The sequence below is a fragment of the Corynebacterium sp. HMSC074C11 genome (genome assembly GCF_001809455.1).
Classification (GTDB): domain Bacteria; phylum Actinomycetota; class Actinomycetes; order Mycobacteriales; family Mycobacteriaceae; genus Corynebacterium; species Corynebacterium amycolatum.
The window spans coordinates 101,562-125,536 of sequence record NZ_KV797730.1; the positions used below are offsets into that span (position 1 = coordinate 101,562).

Annotated in this window: 20 protein-coding genes and 1 pseudogene; all 21 read left to right on the forward strand. The window is 59.1% G+C overall.

Annotated elements, in window-relative coordinates; translation table 11 throughout:
• Nucleotides 1–101: 101 nt before the first annotated feature.
• The 21 genes and pseudogenes from ftsH (at nucleotide 102) to HMPREF2614_RS05870 (ending at nucleotide 23,828) form a co-directional block, all read left to right on the forward strand.
• Nucleotides 102–2,774, forward strand: coding sequence for an ATP-dependent zinc metalloprotease FtsH (gene ftsH / locus HMPREF2614_RS05770; RefSeq protein WP_070560454.1), 2,673 nt, complete (start codon nucleotides 102–104; stop codon nucleotides 2,772–2,774).
• Nucleotides 2,775–2,783: 9 nt separating this feature from the next.
• Entirely contained in the window at nucleotides 2,784–3,359 is a 576-nt protein-coding gene (gene folE, locus HMPREF2614_RS05775) for a GTP cyclohydrolase I FolE (RefSeq protein ID WP_049181131.1), read from the forward strand.
• Nucleotides 3,360–3,445: 86 nt separating this feature from the next.
• A complete protein-coding gene (gene folP / locus HMPREF2614_RS05780) occupies nucleotides 3,446–4,387 on the forward strand; it encodes a dihydropteroate synthase (RefSeq protein WP_038629186.1) in 942 nt (313 codons plus the stop codon).
• 5 nt (nucleotides 4,388–4,392) lie between these two features.
• The gene (gene folB / locus HMPREF2614_RS05785; protein ID WP_005510214.1) at nucleotides 4,393–4,797 is read left to right on the forward strand and encodes a dihydroneopterin aldolase; all 405 of its coding nucleotides are present in this window, start codon (nucleotides 4,393–4,395) and stop codon (nucleotides 4,795–4,797) included.
• Nucleotides 4,794–5,306 (forward strand): 2-amino-4-hydroxy-6-hydroxymethyldihydropteridine diphosphokinase, encoded by a 513-nt coding sequence (gene folK / locus HMPREF2614_RS05790; protein WP_038626655.1) that lies wholly within the window; start codon nucleotides 4,794–4,796, stop codon nucleotides 5,304–5,306. The genes folB and folK overlap by 4 nt, the downstream gene beginning before the upstream one ends.
• Before the next feature lie 2 nt (nucleotides 5,307–5,308).
• Nucleotides 5,309–5,815 carry a DUF3180 domain-containing protein gene (locus tag HMPREF2614_RS05795; RefSeq protein ID WP_038626653.1) on the forward strand — a complete coding sequence of 169 codons (507 nt, stop codon included), beginning with the start codon at nucleotides 5,309–5,311 and terminating at the stop codon, nucleotides 5,813–5,815.
• Complete coding sequence (locus tag HMPREF2614_RS05800; RefSeq protein ID WP_038626651.1) at nucleotides 5,812–7,062, forward strand: DUF6779 domain-containing protein; 1,251 nt, start codon at nucleotides 5,812–5,814, stop codon at nucleotides 7,060–7,062. Before HMPREF2614_RS05795 ends, HMPREF2614_RS05800 begins: the two co-directional genes overlap by 4 nt.
• A 64-nt stretch (nucleotides 7,063–7,126) precedes the next feature.
• On the forward strand, nucleotides 7,127–8,047 hold the full coding sequence (locus HMPREF2614_RS05805; protein ID WP_038626649.1) for a Rossmann-like and DUF2520 domain-containing protein: 921 nt from the start codon (nucleotides 7,127–7,129) through the stop codon (nucleotides 8,045–8,047).
• 97 nt (nucleotides 8,048–8,144) lie between these two features.
• Nucleotides 8,145–9,086: pseudogene (panC, locus tag HMPREF2614_RS05810) on the forward strand (pantoate--beta-alanine ligase); the annotation flags it as partial.
• 314 nt (nucleotides 9,087–9,400) lie between these two features.
• Nucleotides 9,401–9,823 carry an aspartate 1-decarboxylase gene (gene panD, locus HMPREF2614_RS05815; RefSeq protein ID WP_038626645.1) on the forward strand — a complete coding sequence of 141 codons (423 nt, stop codon included), beginning with the start codon at nucleotides 9,401–9,403 and terminating at the stop codon, nucleotides 9,821–9,823.
• A gap of 246 nt (nucleotides 9,824–10,069) precedes the next feature.
• Nucleotides 10,070–12,265 (forward strand): PhoX family protein, encoded by a 2,196-nt coding sequence (locus tag HMPREF2614_RS05820; RefSeq protein WP_049181133.1) that lies wholly within the window; start codon nucleotides 10,070–10,072, stop codon nucleotides 12,263–12,265.
• Nucleotides 12,266–12,435: 170 nt separating this feature from the next.
• The gene (locus HMPREF2614_RS05825; protein WP_049181134.1) at nucleotides 12,436–13,050 is read left to right on the forward strand and encodes a DUF4178 domain-containing protein; all 615 of its coding nucleotides are present in this window, start codon (nucleotides 12,436–12,438) and stop codon (nucleotides 13,048–13,050) included.
• 11 nt (nucleotides 13,051–13,061) lie between these two features.
• The gene (locus tag HMPREF2614_RS05830) at nucleotides 13,062–13,601 is read left to right on the forward strand and encodes a DUF2617 family protein (protein WP_141745472.1); all 540 of its coding nucleotides are present in this window, start codon (nucleotides 13,062–13,064) and stop codon (nucleotides 13,599–13,601) included.
• 4 nt (nucleotides 13,602–13,605) lie between these two features.
• Nucleotides 13,606–14,070, forward strand: coding sequence for a DUF4247 domain-containing protein (locus HMPREF2614_RS05835; RefSeq protein ID WP_070560456.1), 465 nt, complete (start codon nucleotides 13,606–13,608; stop codon nucleotides 14,068–14,070).
• A gap of 2 nt (nucleotides 14,071–14,072) precedes the next feature.
• Nucleotides 14,073–14,582, forward strand: a complete 510-nt coding sequence (locus HMPREF2614_RS05840) for a DUF350 domain-containing protein (protein ID WP_083300203.1) — start codon at nucleotides 14,073–14,075, stop codon at nucleotides 14,580–14,582.
• On the forward strand, nucleotides 14,583–16,145 hold the full coding sequence (locus HMPREF2614_RS05845; RefSeq protein ID WP_038626639.1) for a polyamine aminopropyltransferase: 1,563 nt from the start codon (nucleotides 14,583–14,585) through the stop codon (nucleotides 16,143–16,145).
• A gap of 70 nt (nucleotides 16,146–16,215) precedes the next feature.
• A complete protein-coding gene (gene lysS / locus HMPREF2614_RS05850; RefSeq protein ID WP_038626637.1) occupies nucleotides 16,216–17,748 on the forward strand; it encodes a lysine--tRNA ligase in 1,533 nt (510 codons plus the stop codon).
• 131 nt (nucleotides 17,749–17,879) lie between these two features.
• The gene (locus HMPREF2614_RS05855) at nucleotides 17,880–19,367 is read left to right on the forward strand and encodes a metallophosphoesterase family protein (RefSeq protein WP_038626634.1); all 1,488 of its coding nucleotides are present in this window, start codon (nucleotides 17,880–17,882) and stop codon (nucleotides 19,365–19,367) included.
• A 122-nt stretch (nucleotides 19,368–19,489) separates the two neighbouring features.
• Nucleotides 19,490–20,896, forward strand: coding sequence for an acyl-CoA dehydrogenase family protein (locus tag HMPREF2614_RS05860; protein ID WP_038626632.1), 1,407 nt, complete (start codon nucleotides 19,490–19,492; stop codon nucleotides 20,894–20,896).
• A 42-nt stretch (nucleotides 20,897–20,938) separates the two neighbouring features.
• Nucleotides 20,939–22,150, forward strand: coding sequence for an acyl-CoA dehydrogenase family protein (locus HMPREF2614_RS05865; protein ID WP_049181140.1), 1,212 nt, complete (start codon nucleotides 20,939–20,941; stop codon nucleotides 22,148–22,150).
• A 220-nt stretch (nucleotides 22,151–22,370) separates the two neighbouring features.
• Nucleotides 22,371–23,828: a purple acid phosphatase family protein gene (locus HMPREF2614_RS05870; RefSeq protein WP_070560458.1), complete on the forward strand. Its 1,458-nt coding sequence runs from the start codon at nucleotides 22,371–22,373 to the stop codon at nucleotides 23,826–23,828.
• Nucleotides 23,829–23,975: the final 147 nt, after the last annotated feature.

Sequence of the window (23,975 nt, forward strand, 5' to 3'; positions counted from 1 at the left end):
CCCATGTTGTGTCATTGATGTGTCTTCGAGAAGAACTCGTTGATGCGTACAATTAATAAAAGCAACTAATAGATGTAGAGAGCGAAAAGCGAACCCACTGTATGGACAAGAAAAAGGTGTTCCGGTTTGCCACCGTTGCCGGCATCATCCTGATTATCCTCTTTGCTATTACTCAGCTGGCGGATGATTCCCGGGAATACCGCGAGGTGGATACGTCCGTTGCCCTGACCCAATTGGATAAGAGCAATGTCACGGAAGCTCAGATTGACGATCGCGAACAGCGAATTCGCCTCACCCTGAAGAAGGGCGTGGAGGTCGAGGGTACTGAGGACGTCACGAAGGTGATGACCAAGTATCCAGCGCGTGCGACCGACCAGGTCTTTGACAAGGTCGCTGCCGCCAAGGGCATGGAGAAGTTCAATACCAAGGTCACGCAGGATTCCTTCCTGATGTCCACCTTGGGTTTCCTGCTGCCGATGGTGATCTTCTTCTTCGTCATCATGTACTTCTTCAGCCGCATGCAAGGCGGCAAGAACGGCATGTTCGGCTTTGGTGGCAACCGCGCCAAGCTGCTGAACAAGGAGACCCCGACCAATACGTTCGAGGATGTTGCTGGTGCCGATGAGGCCGTCCAGGAACTCGACGAGATTAGGGATTTCCTGCAGCACCCAGCTCGCTATGAGGAGCTCGGCGCCAAGATTCCGCGTGGTGTCCTGCTCTACGGGCCTCCCGGTACCGGTAAGACCTTGCTCGCCCGCGCCGTCGCTGGTGAGGCAGGAGTGCCTTTCTACACCATCTCGGGTTCGGACTTCGTCGAAATGTTCGTCGGTGTCGGTGCCTCTCGTGTCCGTGACTTGTTTAATCAGGCCAAGGAAAACAGCCCGTGCATTATCTTCATCGACGAGATTGACGCCGTCGGTCGCCAGCGTGGTGCCGGTATGGGCGGCGGCCATGATGAGCGTGAGCAAACCCTGAACCAGCTGCTGGTGGAAATGGATGGTTTTGGTGATCGTCAAGGTGTGATCATCATGGCTGCGACCAACCGTCCGGATATTCTCGACCCGGCGCTGCTGCGCCCGGGCCGTTTTGACCGACAGATTCCGGTGGGTGCACCAGACCTGAAGGGCCGCGAGGCAATTCTGAAGGTCCACGCTCGGAACAAGCCGCTGGGGCCGGACGCGGATCTGACGTCGCTGGCCAAGCGCACCGCCGGTATGAGCGGTGCTGATCTGCAGAACGTGCTGAATGAAGCTGCGCTGCTGACCGCTCGCGTCAACGGCAATATCATTACTGCGGATGCGCTGGAAGAGGCAGTCGACCGAGTTATCGGTGGTCCGCGCCGTACCTCCAAGGTAATCTCCGAGCAGGAGAAGAAGGTCACCGCCTACCACGAGGGTGGTCACACCCTGGCTGCGTGGGCGCTGAAGGACATCGAGCGTGTTTACAAGGTCACCATCTTGGCTCGCGGTCGCACTGGTGGCCATGCGTTGACCGTCCCCGAGGACGACAAGGGCATGTATAACCTGCCAGAGCTTTTTGCTCGTCTGGTCTTCGCCATGGGTGGTCGCGCTGCCGAGGAGCTGGTCTTCGGGCTGCCGACTACCGGTGCTTCTGCCGATATTGAGCAGGCCACCAAGATTGCTCGCGCCATGGTGACCGAGTACGGAATGTCGCCGGAGCTCGGCCCGGTGAAGTACGGGGAGGAGCAGGGCGACCCGTTCGTCGGCCGCGGTGGCAGCGGCTCTCTGGACTACTCGCCAGATGTGGCGGCGAAAATTGATCAGCAGGTTCGTTTGCTGATCAATAAGGCTCATGACGAGGCCTACGCCATCTTGAAGGAAAACCGCGACACTCTCGATGTTCTGGCTGAGAAACTGCTGGAGAAGGAGACCCTACGTCGTCCGGATCTGGAAGTCATCTTCACCGATGTCGTTCCGCGTGAGCGTCTGAACTTCTTCGATAGGGACACCAAACACCCGGCCGATGGCCGCGAACCGGTGAAGACACCGGTGGAGTTGGCAATCGAGCGCGGTGAGGAACCGCCGAAGCGTGTCAACATCTTCGCGCCGGTGCGTCGCCGCGAACCGGAGAACCAGGACGCGGGCAACAACGGCAATGGTCAGGGGGCGGCAGGCTCCGCTGGTGCCGGTAATGCTAGTGCTCCGGGTCTGCCAGGCACTCAGCAGGACCGACCAAATGTTCCGGTTTACGGTGGCACCCCACCGCCGGCTGGTTGGACCGCACCAGGTTGGCCGCCGAAGGATACCGGCAGCACGCACGGTTCGGCTGCCGCACCGGCACCGGCACCGGCTCCTCGCCCGGAGGGGCAGAGCCAGCCGGGTTCGCAGGATGGCCAGGGCAACGCGCGTGGCCAGCACCCGGGCACTGCTAACTACCCGGCAGGCTCCCCGGACTTCGGCTCGAAGGCAACCGGTATTGGTAGCGACGGTGGCAACGGCCCCGCGAATATCCCTGCCCCTCCGAAGATGCCGTGGGACAGGCAGGGTGGACGTCACCACCAGGAAAACTCTGGTAGCGATGCCACCCCGACTACGGTGATGCCGTCGGCGGGACAGCAGCAGGAACTGCGCGGATTCCGCCTGCCGGATAACGAGCAGCCGGAACACACAGAACGTTCGGAAAACGCGAAGAACGCCGACAACTCCGATGACAAGGGTGCACAGATGCACGATTCGGATAAAGACAGCGTCGTCAAGCGAAACGAAGACAACAGCGCCTGGCAGGACAAGCCGGACACCAACGAGGAGCGATAAGTACACATCATGGAGCGCGAATTCGATCAGGAGCGAGCCGAGGCTGCGGTTCGTGAACTGTTGATTGCCGTCGGTGAGGATCCCGACAGGGAAGGCCTGAAGGAGACACCGGCGCGAGTGGCGCGAGCCTACCGCGAGGTTTTCGCGGGCCTGTTTGAAGATCCGTCTGAGGTGCTGGCGAAGACCTTCAACGAGGATCACCAGGAACTCGTTTTGGTCAAGGACATCCCGATTTACTCCACCTGTGAGCATCACTTGGTGCCGTTCTTTGGCGTTGCCCACATTGGTTACATTCCGGGCAAGGACGGTCGTGTGACGGGCCTGTCCAAACTCGCTCGTCTGGTCGATGGCTATGCGAAGCGCCCGCAGGTGCAGGAGCGGCTGACCAGTCAGGTTGCGGATGCCTTGGTGGAGCGGCTGGATCCGGCCTCGGCGATTGTCGTTATTGAAGCGGAGCATCTCTGCATGGCCATGCGCGGTATCCGTAAGCCGGGTGCGCGCACGGTGACATCAGCCGTCCGCGGTGGCTTCAAGACGGATGCCCGTTCGCGCGCAGAGGCAATGGCGCTGATCCGCAAGAGCTAACGCAACAGTTAAATGGTCGATTGGAAAGGCTGGACAACAAGGTGACTGAATCCCCCTTGCAAGCGCAGGCAGGACAGCAGGCGGAGATGGGTGTCGAGAATCAGCTCTGCAAGGTGATGGGCATTGTCAACGTCACCGAGGACAGCTTTTCCGATGGCGGCCTGTACAAGACCTTCGACGCGGCGATTGCCCATGCGCACGAGCTCCTCGCTGAAGGCGCACATATTCTCGACATCGGTGGCGAGTCCACTCGCCCTGGCGCACACCGCGTTTCCGAGGATGAGGAAATTGCCCGGGTCGTGCCGGTGGTCCGCGAGCTCGCGGCAGACGGGCACCTGATCAGCGTCGATACAATGCGCGCAAGTGTCGCAGAGGCAGCAATCGCCGAGGGTGCGGTATTCATCAACGATGTCTCCGGCGGTCTCGCAGACCCCAACATGTACGCAGTCTGCGCCGATGCCGATGTGCCCATCTGTCTGATGCACTGGAAGACCGATCGCTTCGGCTCCGCTTCTGGGCGCGCCGAAACTCACCCGGACGGCATTGTCGCCGATGTCCGTGAGCACCTGCTTCAGCTTGTCGACGGTGCCATGGGCGCCGGAATCGTCGAGGAAAATATTGTCCTCGACCCAGGCCTGGGCTTTGCCAAAAATGCCGATGACAATTGGGCGCTCCTCCACGACCTGCCGGAGCTTATTGACCTCGGTTTCCCCGTGTTGGTCGGTGCTTCCCGCAAGCGTTTCGTCGCCGCCGTTGGCAGTGAGGTACGCGCACCAAAGCAGGCTGATGCCGCGACTACCGCAATTTCCGCGCTGTCCGCAGCGGCGGGCGCATGGGCGGTTCGAGTTCACAATGTGGCCGACAACCTCGACGCAGTGCGTGTGGCGCAGGCATGGAACCTTGGACGTTCACTGACCGGTTACACAGCGGCCGGCGACTATCCGGAAGGTGGGTCTAACCGCGCTGCGCAGCACGACGAGTCGGCTGCGGAATCACCAGCCGAGTCGACTCTGGAAGGAGACGCGTAAACACAGTGGCTGATCGTATTGAACTCAAAGGTCTGAAAGCCCACGGCTACCACGGTTGTCTCGACTTCGAGCGCCGGGATGGCCAGGACTTCATCTGTGATGTCACCCTGTGGCTGGATTTCTCCGGTGCTGCTGCGAGCGATGAGCTGGACGACACCGTCAACTACGCCGACATTGCAGCCACAGCGCACGGGATTTTGACCGGCACTCCTCGCAACCTCATTGAAACAGTCGCGACCGAGATCGCCGAAGCAGTGCTTGCCGACGACGACGCCCGCGCCGAACGCGGATTGTCCCCACTGTTGCATGCGGTGGAAGTGACCATTCACAAACCACATGCGCCCATTCCGCTCGACTTCGATGACGCTGCGGTGACAGCTCGCCGTTCGCGGAAGAAGCGGTTGGCATGATTCGCGCAGTTCTTTCTATCGGCGCGAACATGGATCGCGCGCGAGAAAACCTAACAGGTGTGCAGGACTTCTTCGCCGATGAATTGGTCGCAGCCTCAAAAATTTATGCCACCCCGCCTTGGGGTGGGGTAGAGCAGGGTGACTTCCTCAACGCCGTACTCATTGTTGACACGCGCCGGACACCAATGGAGCTACTGAAAGCTGGTTGGAAACTGGAAAATGACGCTGGTCGAGTGCGTGAAATTCACTGGGGGCCGCGGGCGCTCGACGTGGACATTGTGCAGGTCATCGACAAGGAATCCGGCGAGGAGATTATTTCTGACGATTCGACTCTGACCCTGCCGCACCCGTGGGCAACCGAGCGTGCCTTTGTGCTGGTGCCATGGCTCGATGCCGACCCGGATGCCGAATTGGAGGGAGTTCGGGTCGCGGAACTCGTCGATAAGCTGGCACTTGAAGACGTAAACGCGGTGCGCCTAGCAGACAGCGCGGATGGAGAAGGGGCCTAGAGATGAAACCGACCTCACCAATTACGTTGGCAGCATCTGCGCTGGTTCTCGCGCTGGCGTCATGGATGATTCTGGCACAGTTTTTCGGTGCGCTCGGGCCGCGAAGTTGGTGGGACCTGGGGTTTCCCTGGTTGCTCACAGCAGTCTGTGTGGCGGCAGCGCGGTGGATTAAGTCGGTACTGAAAGAGGCGAAGGTCGGGCAGGATCGCAGTCAGGTGCAGCCGTTAACGTTGTCGCGATGGCTGGTGGTCGGTACGGCATCCGCGTGGTTGGGTGCGATTCTCGGAGGACTGTACGCCGGTGGCGTGCTGTGGGCCTTGCCGAAGTGGACGGAACTTGCGGCCGCACAGGCCGATGGACCGATCATGATTGTCGGCACAGTATCTGGCATTTTGCTCGCTGCGGCGGGGTTGTGGCTGGAAAAAGTTTGCCAATTGCCAACTGATGGCGAAAATTCTTCGCCTCCTAGCGGGGAAATGGGAACTAACTCGGTAGGGTGGGAGTTATGACTGACCTCTCCAACGCCGGTAATGACCCGAAGCGCTCGGGTGATGCCGCATATTTTCAGAGCGACGCGGCAGCTACTTCGTCGGATATGGCTGAGTCTCCGTCCCCGTCGCCTTCTTCAGCCTTCGAAAGCTACTCCGCTGGAGCTAATTCCGGGGCTGATGCGGCATATGCAGATGAGCAGAGCAATGATGTGACGAAATTTAGTTCTACCGATGGTATGACGGAGAAAACCGCCGTCATTCTCATGGTTGTGCTGCTGGTGCTCGCGGTGATTGCCAGTATCGTCATGCTCTTTGCCAGCTCTGCCGGCTGGATGAAGGTTGCCGTGCTGCTGGCGTTGTGGTCGGCAGTTATCGGGGCTGTGCTGGTGACTCGATACCGCAAGACTATTGCGCTGGAGCGCAAGCGGTTGGAGACAATCGAGGAGCTGCACAAGGTGGAGCTTGACCGCGAGCTGGCCACTCACCGTGAGCAGGAACTGATTCTCGAGCAGAACTACTTGGATTCGCTTGAGGGCAACAACGATGACAACATTGCGGCGCTGCGCGCTGAGGTCTTTGCACTGCGCGCCCAGCTTGCTGAGTTCATGGGTGAGGATTTCGACGACGAGCAGGTTGCTCTTCGCGCTCAGGCCGAGCGTCTGCGTGAGCTTGACTCGCCGCAGCAGGCTTCGCCAATGAAGAACCCGACAGGCCACGACCGGCCGACACCACGCGCGACTTCCCACCGTGCTGAAATGACCGCCAACGGCACTGTCGGTGCTCATACCCAGCACGGTGGCACTGGCTCCGCTTCGCCGGTTGAAGATGCCGAGGCCACCGACATGCGCCGTACATTCTCGCCGTCTGGTCAGCCGGTTGACGTCCCCGAAGTCGCCGACTCCAAGGATGACGAAACCGTTTCCAAGGAGAAGTTCTCCACTAACTCTTTCCGCGCCATCAACTGGCAGGAAACCCCGGCCGAGGACGCCGCAGAGGAAGATTCTCAGGGCGGTGCGCACGAGGCACACGGTGCACGGCACCCATTCGCTGCGCCGGAATCGGACGCCGCCTCGGACTCTCCGACTCGCCAGCTGCAGACCATTCGCGATGAGGACCTCGCAAAAGAGCCAGCTCAGGCTCCTGAACAGGAGCCTGCAAGCCACGGTCGGCGCCGTGCTGAGGACAACAAGGGCAGCCTGACGGTTGCCGAGCTGATGGCGCAGATGCGCAAGAAGAGGGAGCAGCGCGAGGACGAAGAAGCCTAGTCGCTTACCGAGTGTGCGCGACCTACTCACCGCACATAGCTGGTTTGGTCTAACCTAGTCAGTCATGACGCAAAGCCAGCATGATTCCCATCCCCATCGGACAACCGCTCCGCGGTTGACGGTGGGGATTATTTCTGCCGGAAAAGTCGGGGTTGCGCTCGGCCAGGCGTTAGAGCGCTGTGGACATCGTGTCACTCACGTGGTCGCGCGCTCACCAGAATCTGTCACACGAGCGCATCTACGTCTCCCGAACGCACAGGTCAGCAGCATTGCCGACACAGCTTCCACCTGCGAGCTCATCGTCATCGCTGTGCCGGATCGCGCCATCGCAGAGGTCGCCGAGGAAGTCGCCCGCCACGTTGGTCCCGGGCGCATCGTCATGCATACTTCTGGTTCCCTCGGGCGTGCCGTGCTCGATCCGGTCGCGCTCACCGGCGCGCTGACCATCGCCGCCCATCCCGCAATGACATTCGCAGGGCTTGACGACGACTCCGAGCTCCTGACCGGTTGCCCATGGGGTATCACGGTCGGGGATGAGCTCGCGAAAACAGTCAGTGAACTGCTCATTGGTGAACTCGGCGGTCGTCCGGTGTTCATCAACGAACGGCACCGCGGCCTCTATCACGCGGCCATGGCACACGGCTCAAACGGTCTGGGCGCAGTTGTGGTCGATGCAGTAGAAATGCTGGCAACCACTATCGGCGGAGATGCAGCAGCCGAAGACACCGACATAGCTGAGCTGCGTCGAGGCCAAGCCGCCGAGCTGCTCCGCCCACTGCTGGAAGCTTCATTGGACAATGCCTTGAGGTGGGGTTCCCGGGGGCTGACTGGCCCGGTGACGCGGGACGACTTGGGGACTGTCGTCAAGCACGAACGTGAAATTGAAGCGGTGGCGCCGGAAATGGGAACCGCCTACCTGGCCCTCGCCGAGCGCATCGCCGAGCTGCGCGGCGCCAACGAGGTTTTGCGGTACCTACGCCGATGACCTGAGCGGACTGGCTGTTCTGGTCATCCGGGATGTGGCGTAAGGTATTGCCGTCGGACGAAAAGCTTGGTCCGGTAGATCTGAACGCGGAGGAAACATGACGGGTTATACCGCCGGAGAGACAACTGTTCACAAGACTATTGCGGGAATCGCGCAGGTCACCCGTGCGTTGCGGAAGACCGGGCGGCCGGTGGTGCTTGTACCTACGATGGGTGCGCTGCACCAGGGGCACCTTGAACTAGTACAGGCCGCGAAGACGCTGCCGCGCGCGGTTGTGGTGGTGTCGATTTTTGTCAATCCGCTGCAGTTCGGTGAGGGGGAGGACTTTGACGCCTACCCGCGCACTCTGGAGGAAGACGTGGAGAAGCTCCGCGCTGTAGGTGCTGAGCTGGTCTTTGCTCCGAACGCGAAGGAGATGTACCCCAACGGTTTCCGTACGACCGTGCAGCCGGGTCCGCTGGCGTCGGAGCTTGAAGGCGCTACTCGCCCGGGGCATTTCGCCGGCGCGTTGACAGTGGTTAACAAGCTTTTCAACATCACCAACTGCACTGATGCTGTTTTTGGTGAGAAGGACTACCAGCAGCTGTGCCTGATGCAGCAGATGGTCACTGACCTGAATATGCCGGTGCAGCTGCACGGTGTGCCAGTTATCCGCGAGGCCGATGGGCTGGCTATGAGCTCCCGCAACCGCTACCTCTCCGAGGAGCAGCGCAATCTCGCAGTAACCCTGTCCGCTGCGCTGACTGCCGGTGCTTTTGTCGCGGACCGTGGTGCGGATGCTGTGCTGGAAACCGCGCGTGGTGTGCTCGCCAGCCAGCCTGAGGTCGAGTTGGATTACTTGGAGCTGCGTGACGCTGCGCTCGCCCCGCTTTCCGACGAGGCGTTGCGCGGCGACGGCCAGGAGACTGAAGCTCGCCTACTGGTTGCTGCGAAGGTCGGCACTACTCGTCTCATTGATAATGTTGGCTTGATTCTGGGTGCGCCGCGCCCGGATTCGGCAAACGGTTTCGGTCAGCTCGGGCAGAAGGACGCCGAAATTGCGTCAGCGGCCCTGTCGGCTGCGGGTCTGGACGGCGAGCTGACTGAGCAAGAGGCCGCTGAGTTGGCTGAGCTGCAGGAAAAGGTCCGCGCTGCTCGAGATGCCCGCCTGAAAGATGAGTCCAGCAAAGAAAACCTGAAGAACGCCGGCTTTGGCGTTGAGCAGGACAGCGAGTAGGACGGCTTTTCGAAGTAGTTTTTCGTGGCTGGGAAGTTGTCGTATTATAGTGTGCCGACTAACAACCTGCCACGCTAAGGGGTGCCGCGGTAGGCAAGCATCCAGGGGACGAATCCAGGAAGGGACCTACCTTTTTCATGTTTCGCACTATGTTGAAGTCCAAGATTCACCGTGCCACGGTGACTCAGGCTGATCTTCACTACGTTGGATCGTGCACGATTGACGCTGATTTGATGGAAGCGGCCGACCTGCTTGAAGGCGAGGCCGTCGACATTGTCGATATCAATAATGGCAACCGGCTTACCACTTACTGCATTACCGGAGAGCGCGGCTCGGGCATCATTTCCATCAATGGTGCCGCCGCTCGTCTGATTTCGCCGGGTGACCTGGTTATTATCATCGGCTACGGCATGATGGATGACGCTGAGGCGCGTACGTACAAGCCGAATGTCATTTTCGTCGATGAGAATAACAGGATTCTAGAAAGCGGCACTGACCCGGCGGATGTGCCGGAAGGCTCTGATTTGAAGAATCCGCGTAGTCCTGAGAACCAGGGCTAGTCCACGCAGCCCGCAGAGCTGGGTCTCGACTGCGTAGTTGGAGGGAAAGCCGAGCGGGAAAACCACACACCAGGGTGTTTACTTTGCGTTAAATTGTAAGCCATTAGACCGTCAGCTAAAGCTCATTGGCGAGTTGATCTTTAGAAACCGAAAGGTAACGCAACGTCCTTAGCTTCTTAGAGGATCTAAAAGTTTTAGTTTTCCATTTCCTCATCTAGTCGAAGCTATACAAAGGCGGTGTCCCCCGTGGTTCGTATTGGCAAGAATCTGCTGACAAATCCGTTTGCTACCTCTCGCAGCTCCCTGACCTGCACTTACAAGTGTGGTAATGCTTGTGCTGACGATGCTCCGAATGAGTTCTCTGACAACCAGTACTTCGGTGATGTTGCGAAGCAGGCATTCTCCCAGCGCGCATTCTCCCGTCGTGCTGCACTGAAGGTCACTGGTGCTAGTGCTCTTGCGGTCGGCGGTGGCGCCGTGCTGGCCGCTTGCTCCTCTGATGATTCGGGCAGTGCCGCAGGTGGCTCCGATGCCTCCGGTACCACTGCTGCCGGTGACGGTAGCAAGGGCGAATCGCCGGAGGGTATGCGTTTCGACGCCGTTAAGCCGAACACGGAAGACGCAGTCGTTATCCCGGACGGCTACGAGCAGAATGTTCTGATTCGCTGGGGCGACCCAATCCACGAAGGTGGCCCGGAGTTCGACTTTGACAAGCAGACTCCGGAAAACCAGCTGAAGCAGTTCGGCTTCAACAATGACTTCGCTGGCCTGATTAAGGCTGAAGACGGCACACTGCTGTACGTCTGCTCGCACGAGTACACCACTGAGCCGATGATGTTCCGTGCCTACAAGAAGGAAGATGCCACTAAGGAGCAGGTCGACATCGGACTGGCTGCCCACGGGCAGACCATCCTTGCTGTGGAAGAGGATGACAAGGGATTCCTGAAGCCGATCCTGAGCGACAAGCGTAACCGTCGTATCACTGGCTTCACCGAGTTCACAGTTGACGGTCCGGCTGCTGGTCACGATCTGCTGAAGACCAAGGCTGACCCGAGCGGTATGAAGGTCGAGGGAACTTTGAACAACTGCTCCGGTGGTGTTACTCCGTGGGGTACCTACCTGTCCGGCGAGGAGAACGTCGACCAGTACTTCGGCAACGTTGGCAAGCTCAAGGACGAGGACACAGTTAAGAAGCTCAAGCGCTACTCGGTCAAGAATGAAGAGCTGTCCGATCGCGCGTGGGAGAAGTACTACGACCGCTTCGATGTCTCCAAGGAGCCGAATGAGCCGAACCGCTTCTTCTGGCTGGTGGAGATTGACCCATCTGACCCGAACTCCACCCCGGTCAAGCACACCGCACTGGGTCGTTTCAAGCATGAAGCCGGTCAGATTTACGTCACCGACGACGGCACGGTTGTGTGCTACTCCGGCGACGACGAGCGTTTCGAGTACATCTACAAGTTCGTCTCTTCCCGCAAGGTTAAGGAAGGCGACCTCAAGCACAACATGGGCATTCTGTCCGAGGGCACGCTCTACGTCGGTAAGTTCAACGGTAATTCCGAGTCCGAGATTGACGGCTCCGGTGAGCTGCCGAAGGACGGCCGTTTCGACGGTGACATTGAGTGGCTTCCGCTGATGACCGCCAAGGCAGACGGCAAGCACGAGTCCCACGTTGATGGCATGACCGCCGAAGAGGTCTGCATCTACACCCGCATCGCCGGTGACAAGGTCGGTGCGACTCGCATGGATCGCCCGGAGGATATCGAGCCGTCCCCGAAGACCGGTAAGGTCTACGCGGCGCTGACCAACAACAAGTACCGCGGTAAGGCGAGCCCGGATAGCTCTGGCAAGACCCAGGACAACAAGGCCGCCAAGAAGACTGATGGCGCAGGGCGCCCCTATGAGGGTGCGACTGAGGTTGCACCAATCACCGAGAACAAGAATGGCCTTGTTCTGGAGATGGAAGATGACCACGCTGGTACCAAGGGCAAGTGGAACCTTCTGCTGGTCTGCGGTGACCCGAACGAGGCTTACACCTACTTCGGTGGCTTCGACAAGGAATCGGTCTCGCCAATTTCCTGCCCGGACAACGTCACCTTCGACGAGTACGGCAACCTGTGGGTTTCCACAGACGGCAACGCCCTGGACTCCAACGACGGCCTGTTCGCCGTTGCTGTCGAAGGCGAGCGTCGTGGTGAGACCAAGTGCTTCCTGACTGTTCCGGTTGCTGCTGAGACCTGTGGTCCGCAAATCTTCTCCAACCGCGTGATGGTCAACGTCCAGCACCCGGGCGAGATTGAAACGGATCAGGGCCACCCGGTCGGCGACAACCCGGACCCGACCACCAACCCGACCTCGCACTGGCCGGACGGTGGCAAGGAGCAGCCACGCCCGGCAGTCGTTCAGGTTGTACGCACTGATGGCAAGAAGATTGGTGTGTAGGTTGCCCTTGGCAAGGAGCTAAGCAAAAACGCGCGGATTAGCGCGTAGACCTATCGCGGCGCGTCTCGAACGAAAATAATGTTCGACGACGCGCCGCGACTGTATTCGGTAGAAAGTTAGTAATCGGGCGTTTTCTCAGCGCCACCACACTATCGATGGGATTAATCCTAGTGAACAGCATTGTCATAATCGGCATCATCCTCGTTGTCATCGGGGTCATCGTCGTTGTTGTAGCGCGTCGGAATACTCAGGTTCCGGGGTCTGATCGGGAGCGCTTCGTCGATCCACTGATGACTGATGAGTACCGCAAGTACGGCCCAACCTCTGTCGCACCGGGCGCAATCCTGAACTACGGTGGTGCCTCTCATGTTGTGCGCGGATCACTTGAGCTCTCTCAGGGACCGTTCCGCTGGTGGGAACATCTCGTCGACGGTGGGGCAGATGGTTCTTGGTTCGGCGTTGAGGAAGATGAGGGTGAAGTCATCCTCACCTGGTGGCGCAAGCTTCCAGGTAGCTTCAAACCAGCTAATCCCATCGTTGTCGACGGTGTGGAGTACTGGGAGGAAGAGCGGGGGACCGCCCGCTACACCGCGATTGGCACCACTGGGCTGCCGCCCGAGGGGGCTACGGACTTCGTCGACTACAAGTCCGGTGACGGTCGCTTGCTCGGACTGGAACGCTACGGTGACTCGATGTGGGAGGCATCCACCGGTATTAGGATTCTTCCCGGTGAGATTGATGTTATGGCAGCGCCGGACCATAATCCGGACACGGACAATCGCTAGTGACGGTCACTATGTCGCTGGCAATTCTAGATGTGCCGTTCAAAGACACCGCTGCGGAGCAACTCCGCGTTGCTTTTGACGGCCAAGTCCCGGACACCCTCTGCGAGGCGGTTATCTCACACCCCGACGGCAAAACACCGTCGCTGACGCTCGGTGTCCTCGGAGCGTCGCATGTGGTTTTCGTCGGTAAGCGGGAGAACCCGTGCTTTACCGAGGAGATTTCCTGTACTGCGACACACGGTGTGCCTCTGAGCGGGGCGGGCGTGATGGTGAAAGCTCGTGTGGAGAACCTCTCGCCAGAAGCCTTCGCTCAGCGCGCAAATGCTTTACGGCGTGAGTTCGGAGCGGGACATCCCCATTCGGTCGTCGCAGAGTTTCCCGGTTCTCCCGGCGCGCTGACTGTGTTGTCTGCGGAGCCGATTGAGCAGGGGTATCGCTGGGATACGTGGCACGGCTACCCGCCGGGGCAGCTCGTGTGGACGTCGAATACTTGGACTGCCGTTGCTGGTAACCATGGGGCTGAGGCAGACCGCGTAAAGGGAGGTTCCTGAGTCTATGGGACGCGGAAGTATTGGTTACGCACTGATCGTTGTCGGCATTATGGTCACGCTGGCTGGTTTCTTCGTCGGCGGGAAATCTGCGGAAGAGAGGATTAGCGAGCGCTATCAGTCCGCGCCCGGCGCAGCATCTGCGACGCAGGTCAGCAGCGGAATTGATCGACGTTGGACCTGTGGCGACCGCGACCCCATTGAGGTGGGGCGTGAGCTGAAAGAAGAGATCAAGCCACAGGCCTACAACGAAGATGGCGGGGCGGCGTACCTGAGGACGAAGAAGCACCTGTTCATCGTTTCGCGTCAGACCCCTGAGGCAGGGTCGAAGGACACGTGCCTGATAACCAGAGAATCATTTAGTGGCCGCTATTCGGGTGGGCACTTCATCTATCTCGGCCCCGGTTTCGGTCCCTCCGCCCCCTCCGGCGGTTCGGGTGGATCGGCCGGATCATTCGGAGGAGCGAAATAAACATGGGCCCAGTAACGTACATGGCCACCACCGGGACGGCTATCCTCACGGCGCAGTCGGAGACATCAGAGACAGCGCAGTCAACAGTGGGCGAGCATCTGGCCGTCGGAGTACCGGCCACCATCGGTTACTTCCTTGCGGGTGCCCTAGTGCTTGTAGTCGGATTCATTGTCCTTGATCTGATTACCCCTGGGAAACTGCGCGACCTGGTGTTTCTCGAAAACCGTGCGGGCGCCGCGATGATAGCGGGCTCACAGCAGATTGCGCTGGCCTGCATTGTCGTTTCGGTAATCCGCGCATCCGACGACGCCCTGATGATTGGCCTGGGGGAGACCCTCGTCTACGGTGCCCTCGGCATTGTGCTGCAGGCAGCATCGCTGCTGGTGCTGGAAGCCCTGATTCCGGGGCGCTTCCGTGATGTCGTGATGGACGCGAAAGTACGCCCCCGAGCGGCGTTGGCTGCGACCGCCTTCATCGTTATCAGTGTGATTAACGCGGTGGCGCTGTCATAGATGGAGACCACCACGACTTCCCGGCGTTGGCGGGCTCTCCTGCTGGGCTCTGTGGCGGCCTGCGCTGCCTGCGGCCTGGTCTATGAGCTGGCGCTACTGGCGCTGTCGGCTTCTCTTGGCCGCGGTGACGTCGTTGCGAATTCCCTGATTGTGGCCGGTTATGTCGCAGCGCTGGGTTTTGGCGCCGTCGTGGCGAAACCGTTTGTGCGCCGTGCCGCGGTGTCTTTCCTCGGTATCGAGTGTGCTTTGGGTTTGCTCGGCGGTGTGTCCGCAACCGCCCTGTACTGGGTATTTTCGGTTACAGGTGAGAGCCTAGGAGCATTGGTCGCTGCCACTTTCATAATCGGAACGCTGGTTGGCGCCGAGGTGCCGTTACTCATGACACTTCTGCAGACCGGTCGGACGTCCTCCGCAGAGGACACCGGTCGCGTGCTGGCGAATCTCAACGCCGCGGACTACTTCGGAGCCTTGGTCGGCGGTTTAATCTGGCCGTTTGTGCTCCTGCCTACAGTGGGAATGCTGAAGGCCACTGCCATCGCCGGACTGATCAACGTCACCGCGGCATTGGTAATTGCCGCGCTGCTACTGAAGCAGATGTTGTCCCGCCGGGCACTTGTCACAGCTGTCGCCGCCCTCGTCGCGGCGCTGGTTGGGTTGGTTGCGTTGCTGGCCGGAATCCGGGACATCGAGGCGACCGCCCGGCAGTCGCTCTACGCCCAACCCATTGTTTTTGCCAAGCACTCGAAGTACCAGGACATCGTCGTCACCCGATTTGGCGGGGACCGGCGGCTTTATCTCGACGGGGGACTGCAGTACTCCAGTCGTGACGAGTACCGCTACACCGAGTCGCTGGTCTACCCGGCGGTGGATAAAGACACGAAGTCGGCATTGATTCTCGGCGGGGGAGATGGGCTGGCTGCCCGGGAGCTGCTGCGGATGCCCAACATCGAGCGCATTGTTCAGGTCGATCTGGATCCGGACGTCATCGAGGTCGCCCGCACTGTGCTGCGGGAAGATAACGGCGGCAGCCTGGACAATCCCCGAGTGGAGAAGGTTACTGCGGATGCTTTCGCATGGCTCCACGATCAGGCACGTGGCAAGACCCAGACGCAAAAATTCGACGCCATCTACGCAGATCTTCCCGATCCCGACAACGCAGTGTTAGCCAAGCTTTACTCTCAGGAGTTTTACGGGTTAATCCGTACGGTGGCCGCGCCGGGCGCGAAGCTGGTGGTGCAGTCGGGTTCGCCATTTTCGACGCCGCAGGCCTTCTGGCGCACCGACAGCTCGATTCGTGCCGCAGGCTGGTCGACCACTCCGTACCATGTGCATGTTCCCACCTTCGGGGACTGGGGGTTTGTACTCGCGCAGGCCGAGCCTGAGCCTCCTACGCTCGAGCTTTACGACGGCGCCCCGCCGCTGAAATTCCTCACTCCTGACGTGGCTCGGGCTGCGGCTGTGTTCGGTGCTGATAACGGTCCGCAACAATTGGAACCGTCGACACTGGCTCATCCTCGAATTGTGGAGGATATTCGTCGAGGTTGGCGGCAGGCGGGGGAGTAGTGCGCTGAGTATTTCGCAAAGAGCCGGGCGAGTAGCAGGTCGGCGGTGTAGTCGGCTAACCTTTATAGCCGTGACTGACGCGAAGAAGACCCCTGAAAACACCGCCACCGTTCCTGAGCAGCTGCGCATTCGACGCGAGAAGCGTGACCGCCTGCTCGAGGCTGGAATTCAGCCGTACCCGGTCGAGGTTCCCCGTACGCACTCTCTCAAGGATGTCCGCGAAGAGTGGGGCCACCTCGAGGCCGGCGAGGAGACTCAGGATGTCGTGACCGTCATTGGTCGTGTCATGTTTATCCGTAATACCGGCAAGCTCTGCTTTGCCGCTCTGCAGGAGGGCGACGGCACGACCCTGCAGGCCATGCTTTCCAAGGCTGAGGTCGGCGAGGACGCCCTGGCTGCTTGGAAGTCGGACGTAGATATGGGCGACTTCGTCCTCATTACTGGCCGCGTAATTTCTTCGCGCCGCGGCGAGTTGTCCGTAATGGCTACCAAGTGGCAGATGGCCTCGAAGGCTCTGCGTCCATTGCCGGTGTCGTTCGCTGATCTGTCCGAGGACAGCCGTGTGCGTCACCGTTACACGGACCTGATTATGCGTGAGCAGGCTCGTACTAACGCACTGACTCGCATCAAGGTCATCCGCGAGCTGCGCCACGCCCTTGAACGTCGCGGTTTCCTCGAGGTCGAAACCCCGATGTTGCAGACTCTGCACGGCGGTGCAGCTGCACGTCCATTCGTGACTCATTCCAACGCTTTGGACATTGATCTCTACCTGCGTATCGCGCCGGAGCTTTTCCTCAAGCGCTGCGTCGTCGGCGGTATGGAGCGAGTCTTTGAGATTAACCGTAACTTCCGTAACGAGGGCATCGACTCCTCGCACAGCCCGGAGTTCGCGATGCTGGAGTACTACGAGGCCTTCGGCACCTACGATGACTCCGCCCGCACCGTCCGCGAGGTCATTCAGGAAATCTGCGTCGCGGTCTTCGGTTCGACGACCGTTACGCTTGCCGACGGCACGGAGTTCGATTTCGGCGGCGAGTGGAAGCAGATTGAGATGTACCCGTCGCTGAACGAGGCACTTGCTCGCAAGTTCCCTGGTCAGCCGGAAGTCACCATCGACTCGACCGTCGAGGAGCTAAAAGCAATCGCCGACGTGATTGGACTTGAGGTTCCGGAGAAGGGCGGCTGGGGCCACGGCAAGCTGGTCGAGGAAATCTGGGAGCTGCTCTGTGAAGATCAGCTCGACGGTCCTATTTTCGTCCGCGACTTCCCGGTCGAGACCTCTCCGCTGACTCGTCAGCACCGCTCCAAGCCGGGCGTGACCGAGAAGTGGGATCTTTACGTCCGTGGCTTCGAGCTGGCTACCGGCTACTCCGAGCTGGTTGACCCGGTTGTCCAGCGTGAGCGCTTCGAGGACCAGGCGCGACTGGCCGCCGGTGGCGACGACGAGGCCATGGTTCTAGACGAGGACTTCCTGCACGCAATGGAACAGGGCATGCCGCCGACGACCGGTGTGGGTATGGGCATTGACCGCCTGCTGATGGCCTTGACCGGTCTCGGTATTCGCGAAACCGTGCTGTTCCCGATTGTGAAGCCGGAAGCGTAAGCGACGCTTCTTTTTAGCATGAAGTTATTCAAGTAGTGGTCAGCCGGAAAATTACGGCTGGTCGGCGAATTCATGTGTAGTTATCCCGGTGTTATCACCGGGATTATCTTTATCCCGTAATTTCTTCACCCATGACTTCGGTAAATGGGAATAAGAAAATTAATCGGCGATCCGTATTGCGCTTGGGAGCAGCAGCGGGAGCGGTAGCGGTGGCCGTCAATAGCGTCGGGACGCGAGCAGTTGCATCGGCGGCTCCGAACCAGGCGCCGTTTCCATTAACAGGTTTGACCAGTGGCCTCGTGGTGACGGATCTGGAAGTCGTGACCGTGACCGATACGTCAGTGACATTTTCGTGGGCGACGTATGCAGGCCCACATCCAGCGTGGGGGAAGCTGGCTCCACTGGCACCGGCCGATACTGAAGTTGCGCTAGTGCCAGTCGACGCTGATGAGGGCGGCGAGCTGCCCGTGGTGTATAAGGACGAGGCGCAGGTTGGCTACCACTTTGTGACCGTCGATAAGCTGCGGCCTGGAACCACGTACCGTTTCGAATGTCGATCGAATGGGCTGGTCGCCGAGCCGGGATTAATTACCCGAAACCTCCCCGATACGCCTGAACAAACTGGACGGTTCACGACGTTGGTCGCTCCGGAGGGGGAGTATCTGACCACGATTGCCATCCTCAACGACACGCATATCGGCGAAAACGGGCACGGTATTGTTGTCGGCAATTTGCCTGCACCTATTTTCCCTGAAGCCGGTGCCGCACCGTACCCCGAGGTCATGTTGACGGCTGCCCTCGCTGAGCTTCGGGGGATGGGTATTGAAAGGGTTTTCATCAACGGTGATGCCACGTCGGAGGCACGTCCGGTGGAGGTACGTCGATTTGCCGAGATTATGAATACTTTTGGCGCTCAGGGGCAGCAGTGGTTTGTCACCCGCGGAAATCACGATCGTCCGCATAAGCCAGATGCCGATCCGTCTGCTGGCTACGACGAATTCCCGGTTTTGGAGGGCACCGAAGATCATCGCGATCCCTTCGGAGTCCTACTGGGGCGTCCGCGACAAGAACTGTGGGTCACTCAGCAGGGGCCGGTCCGCGTCATCGGTCTGGATTCGTCGAAATTGGATCAGTCCGGTGGCGAGATTAGCCCGGGACAGTTCGATGCACTAGAGCAAGAACTACAGCGCGACCCCAACAAGCCGACGGTTGTGCTGGCTCATCACCCAATTACTTCTGAGGCTGGCTGGACAAATGCTGCCGGCCCCATATTCATTCTCAATAGCGCTGATGCACGACGTTTGCAGCAGCTGCTTAACGACGCTTCGGGTGTATTCTTCGCGGGAGCAGGTCACACCCACCGTGCAAAGCGTACTCGCGGTGATTTTGGTGCCGGCGTTGATTATTTGGAGACCGGCGCGTGCAAGGCATACCCCGGTGGCTACACGCTGCTGCATGTCTATTCCGGTGGTTACCAGGTTAATTTCCATCGTTTGAGCAGTGAAGATGCGCTTGCGTGGACTGCGCGTGCCCGTTGGGCGATGTACGGCTTCGAGCCCGAGGCGCTGCTTGGTGAGCTCGCTGATCGCAACTACGTTGTTAACCGTGTTATCGCCTGACAAGTTAGAAACCTGAAAGTTTTCTGTTACTTGGCAATGTTTTTTCAATTCCTGTGACAACGGTCACGTGATTCATTTATTGTTATGCCAGTAATAGTTCTGACTCGAAAGGCCATGATCACATGAGCGAGAAGAAGAACCGCGAAGATTCGACTGTCGGCCGCAATAACCCTGGTCGCGACGCTATCGGAGCGGCAATGCGGTTCATCACGTCGATTACTGGTTCGGACTTCGCCCAGAAGTACGACCTTCAGCCAAAGATCGACCGCGTGGTGTACCAGTCCACCAAGTCCGGTTTTAAGACCCTTGGTGCCGCGAATCGTCAGTTTAAGAAGATTTCCGGTTCCGGTAAGCCGGAGCGTCCGGCTGAGGAAGCCCAGGCTGCACAGGAGGCCGCAGCCGAGGAGAAGGCAAAGAAGCTCTTCGACCTCACCCCGACCGAGGATCAGCAGATGATCGTCGAGACGGTGAAGGAGTTCGCTGAGTCTCGTCTGCGCGAGGCTGCTTACAAGTCCGACCACGAGGCAACTCCGCCGGAGAACCTCGTCTCTGAGGCTTCTGAGCTGGGCGTCACCATGATCAACGTTCCGGAGGCTTTCGAGGGCATCGCTACAGGTGAGGACGTCACCACCAACGCGCTGGTCGCAGAGGCTCTGTCTTACGGAGACATGGGTCTGGCTCTGGCTGTGCTGGCTCCGGCCGGTGTCGCTGCCACCCTGACCGCTCACGGCTCCGACTCGCAGCAGAAGACCTACCTGCCGGCATTCGCTGGCGAGAACGTCCCGGCTGCCGCTGTTGTTCTCGCAGAGCCGCGTCCGCTTTTCGACGCGCGCAAGCCTGAAACCACCGCGAAGCGCGAGGGCGATTCGCTGGTACTCAACGGTGTTAAGTCCTTCGTTCCGAACGCCGGCGCAGCTGAGCTGTTCATCATCGGTGTTGAGCTCGAGGGTAAGCCAGCTCTGGTTATCGTTGAGTCCGACACTGAGGGCCTCCACGTTGAGGCTGACCCGTCCATGGGTCTGCGCGGTGCCGCAATGGGCCGTGTCATCCTGAAGGATGTCAAGGTTCCGGCTGAGAACATTCTCGGCGGTGCTAGCACCTCTGCTGAGGATCGTGAAGAGGCATACCTCGACATTCTGCGTCGTTCCCGCCTCGGCTGGGCTGCGCTTGCAATGGGTACTTCTCAGGCAGTTCTCGACTACGTCATTCCTTACGTCAACGAGCGTCAGGCATTCGGCGAGCCGATTTCCCACCGCCAGGCAGTGGCCTTCATGGTCGCCGACATCAAGATTGAGCTCGATGGTCTCCGTATGATCACCCTCCGCGGTGCTTCCCGCGCTGACCAGGGTCGCGGCTTCGCTCGCGAGGCAGCTCTGGCTAAGACCTTCGCCACGGAAAAGGGTATGAAGATTGGTTCCGACGGTGTGCAGCTGCTCGGTGGACACGGCTTCACCAAGGAGCACCCAGTTGAGCGCTGGTACCGTGACCTCCGCGCAATTGGTGTCGCCGAAGGCATCGTCGTTCTGTAAACCGCTAGATACTTCAGCCGAAAAGAATTAAGAGGAAAGAAAATGATTAACCTCGAACTGCCGAAGTTCCTCAAGGCGGGCGCGTCCCAGTCGCATCAGGCCGCCGCTGAGATCTTCCGACCGATTTCCCGTAAGTACGATCTCGCTGAGCACGAGTACCCGAAGGAACTCGACACCCTTGCCTCCATGATGGACGGCATGGCAGATGGTGGCCGTGGCTTCTCCGGTGCTTCCGGTGGACGTGGCGATGACAAGAAAAAGAAGCGTACCGGTGTGAAAAACGGTGGCAACATGGCTTCGCTGCTCAACGTTATTGAGACTTGCTGGGGTGACGTGGGTCTGACCCTGTCCCTGCCGTACCAGGGTCTGGGTAACGCAGCTATCGCAGCTGTTGCTACTGATGAGCAGCTGGAGGCTTTCGGTAAGACCTGGGCTTCCATGGCAATTACCGAGCCGTCCTTCGGTTCTGACTCCTCCGCTGTTTCCACCACTGCCAAGCTCGATGGTGACGAGTACGTCATCAACGGTGAGAAGATCTTCGTTACTGCTGGTGAGCGTTCCGATTCCGTCGTTGTGTGGGCGACCCTGGACAAGTCCAAGGGCCGCGCTGCCATCAAGTCCTTCCTGGTGAAGAAGGGCACCCCGGGCTTCACCGTGGAGCGCCTGGAAGAGAAGCTGGGTATTCGTTCCTCGGATACTGCAGTGCTCCGCCTGGACAACGTCCGCGTTCCGAAGGAGAATCTGCTGGGTTCCCCGGAGATTGACGTTAAGAAGTCCTTCGCCGGCGCAATGGCGACCTTCGACAACACTCGTCCGCTGGTTGCGGGTATGGCCATCGGTGTCTCCCGTGCTTCGCTGGAAGAGCTGCGTCGCATTCTGGAAGAGGCCGGCATCGAGATTGACTACGATGCACCGGCACACACCCAGAGCGCTGCTGCAGCTGAGTACCTGAAGCTGGAGTCCGATTGGGAGGCTGCGTACCTCCTGGCTCTGCGCGCTGCGTGGATGGCTGACAACAAGCAGCCGAACACCCTGGAGGCTTCTGAGTGTAAGGCCAAGGCCGGCCGCGCAGGCACTGAGATCTGCTTGCGTGCCGTTCAGCTGGCAGGCACCTTCGGTTACTCCGAGCGTAACCTGCTGGAGAAGTGGTCCCGCGACGTCAAGATCCTGGATATCTTCGAGGGAACCCAGCAGATTCAGCAGCTGGTTGTTGCTCGCCGCACCCTGGGGCTGTCCTCCAAGGAACTGAAGTAATTACAGCTTCAGAGCAATCTACATACTGGTGAGCCGGTAAAAGTTCACTTGAGATGCTCAAGCCACATTTCTTAAAACACCGTCCTTCCATGACCTGGTAGGGCGGTGTTTTATTTTGCGCTGTTGTAGTCGTGTGTTTTTTGTTGTTGTGCTCCTATTTTTCCGAGATTAGAGGAAGAGTTCATCTATTTTTCATCTTTAGGTTCTAGGCTTATTGGCCATGAGCATTTCCCGCCGGGCCTACCTCTCTGTTGCAACTCTTGCTGCAAGTTCAATGGCCGTCGCGAAAACCTCGGGAGCGTACGGCCTGGAGTACGTCACGTCGGGGCTGGGGCTTACCCAGTCGGATTCCAAGTCGTGGCAGGTACTGGCTAGCGACTTGGAGGTCATTACTGTTACAGATACGTCAGTGGCATTTACATGGGCAACATATGCTCCGGGAGTGCAGACAGCGTATGGCTTTATTAAGCCGACCGTTCCTTCGGATGAGCGGGTGCTGCTTGCTCCAACGGATTCAACGCAGCTAGAGCTCGTGCACGAGGGGTACTCAGAGTCGGGCTACCACCATGTGGTCATTGACGGGTTGGAGCCGGGACGGGAGTACCGCTTTGAGTGCTGGTCCCACAACTGCCGCGCGGTCCCATCGCTGAATATCACCTTGAGCAAGACGGCGCCGGAGAAGACAGGCGTCGTAAGTACTCTGCCAGCGTTGGCGGGTGCACATTTGGCGACGTTCGCGCTGACGAATGACACACACATTGGTAAGCCCAATCATGACGGCATTCGCATTGGCAACCTCGGTCTTTCCTCTGATCCAGGAGAGCAGCCTTTCGCCTCTATGCAATTGCAGGGACTGGTGGACACGGTAAAGGCTGCCGGGTTAGATACTCTCGTCGTCAATGGCGATTGCACGGATAGCAACCGTCCTGAGGAGTATGACGAGCTCATCAGGGTTTTGGATACTTTCGGTGAGTTTGGGAAAAACTGGTTTGTCACCCGTGGTAATCACGATGTGCACCCGCCCGGACTGCCCAATATCAATGGTTTCCGGGGACGCGGAATCCGCAAGGGCAAGACCGCGGTTCCGGATTACTTCAGCCAGCGTCTTGTGCCGACGCAGCAGCACTGGTCGACTCGCGTCGGCGAAGTGCGTCTCATCGGTGTTGATACTGCCGAGTTTGGTTATGCAGGTGGGCGTATTAATGAGCGCCAGATGCGTGCATTGCGTGCTGAACTAGCAGAGGATCCAGAGCGTCCGACAATTTTGTTTGCGCACCACCCGTTTACTCAGGATGCGGTGCGTTCGCATTTCGGTGGTGAGGCATTCATGGTCGAGGCTCAGCAGGCCAAGATTTTCCAGGAGATCCTGGCTGCCACGCCGGGTGCCAAAGGTGTGTTCGCTGGTCATACGCACCGCAGCCGTCGTGGTATCGCTGACTATGGGGATACGGACTTCTGTGAGCGGGGTGCTGCACTTGGCTATCCTGGTGGATACACGCAGATTCGAGTGCACACTGACGGTTACCAGATCAGCTACCACCGCACCACAACACCGCAGTCGCTGGCCTGGTCAACGAAGACTCGTTGGTCGATGTTCGGGTTGGAGCCAGAGTTTATGCTGGGAAAGATCTCCGATCGGAACTACGTCAATTTCTTCAAGAACAAAGTGCCGCTCTGAGCTAGTGCTAGCTTCTAGCAGGGTACGCTGGGCAACGCATAGTGTTAATGGAAAATACGTAGTGGCAAGTTCCGCTGTGGGCGAAGTCGCAAGCCACCACGTTATTGGCCGAGCACAAGTGTGGCTCTGAAGAAATAAGGAATTTAG

Coding starts and splice junctions, on each gene's coding strand:
- HMPREF2614_RS05805 (WP_038626649.1), top strand. CDS start 7,127: ATGACGCAAAGCCAGCATGATTCCCATCCCCATCGGACAACCGCTCCG.
- HMPREF2614_RS05840 (WP_083300203.1), top strand. CDS start 14,073: ATGGGCCCAGTAACGTACATGGCCACCACCGGGACGGCTATCCTCACG.
- ftsH (WP_070560454.1), top strand. CDS start 102: ATGGACAAGAAAAAGGTGTTCCGGTTTGCCACCGTTGCCGGCATCATC.
- folE (WP_049181131.1), top strand. CDS start 2,784: ATGGAGCGCGAATTCGATCAGGAGCGAGCCGAGGCTGCGGTTCGTGAA.
- folP (WP_038629186.1), top strand. CDS start 3,446: ATGGGTGTCGAGAATCAGCTCTGCAAGGTGATGGGCATTGTCAACGTC.
- HMPREF2614_RS05835 (WP_070560456.1), top strand. CDS start 13,606: ATGGGACGCGGAAGTATTGGTTACGCACTGATCGTTGTCGGCATTATG.
- HMPREF2614_RS05800 (WP_038626651.1), top strand. CDS start 5,812: ATGACTGACCTCTCCAACGCCGGTAATGACCCGAAGCGCTCGGGTGAT.
- folK (WP_038626655.1), top strand. CDS start 4,794: ATGATTCGCGCAGTTCTTTCTATCGGCGCGAACATGGATCGCGCGCGA.
- HMPREF2614_RS05830 (WP_141745472.1), top strand. CDS start 13,062: ATGTCGCTGGCAATTCTAGATGTGCCGTTCAAAGACACCGCTGCGGAG.
- HMPREF2614_RS05845 (WP_038626639.1), top strand. CDS start 14,583: ATGGAGACCACCACGACTTCCCGGCGTTGGCGGGCTCTCCTGCTGGGC.
- HMPREF2614_RS05860 (WP_038626632.1), top strand. CDS start 19,490: ATGAGCGAGAAGAAGAACCGCGAAGATTCGACTGTCGGCCGCAATAAC.
- HMPREF2614_RS05855 (WP_038626634.1), top strand. CDS start 17,880: ATGACTTCGGTAAATGGGAATAAGAAAATTAATCGGCGATCCGTATTG.
- panD (WP_038626645.1), top strand. CDS start 9,401: ATGTTTCGCACTATGTTGAAGTCCAAGATTCACCGTGCCACGGTGACT.
- HMPREF2614_RS05795 (WP_038626653.1), top strand. CDS start 5,309: ATGAAACCGACCTCACCAATTACGTTGGCAGCATCTGCGCTGGTTCTC.
- HMPREF2614_RS05870 (WP_070560458.1), top strand. CDS start 22,371: ATGAGCATTTCCCGCCGGGCCTACCTCTCTGTTGCAACTCTTGCTGCA.
- HMPREF2614_RS05865 (WP_049181140.1), top strand. CDS start 20,939: ATGATTAACCTCGAACTGCCGAAGTTCCTCAAGGCGGGCGCGTCCCAG.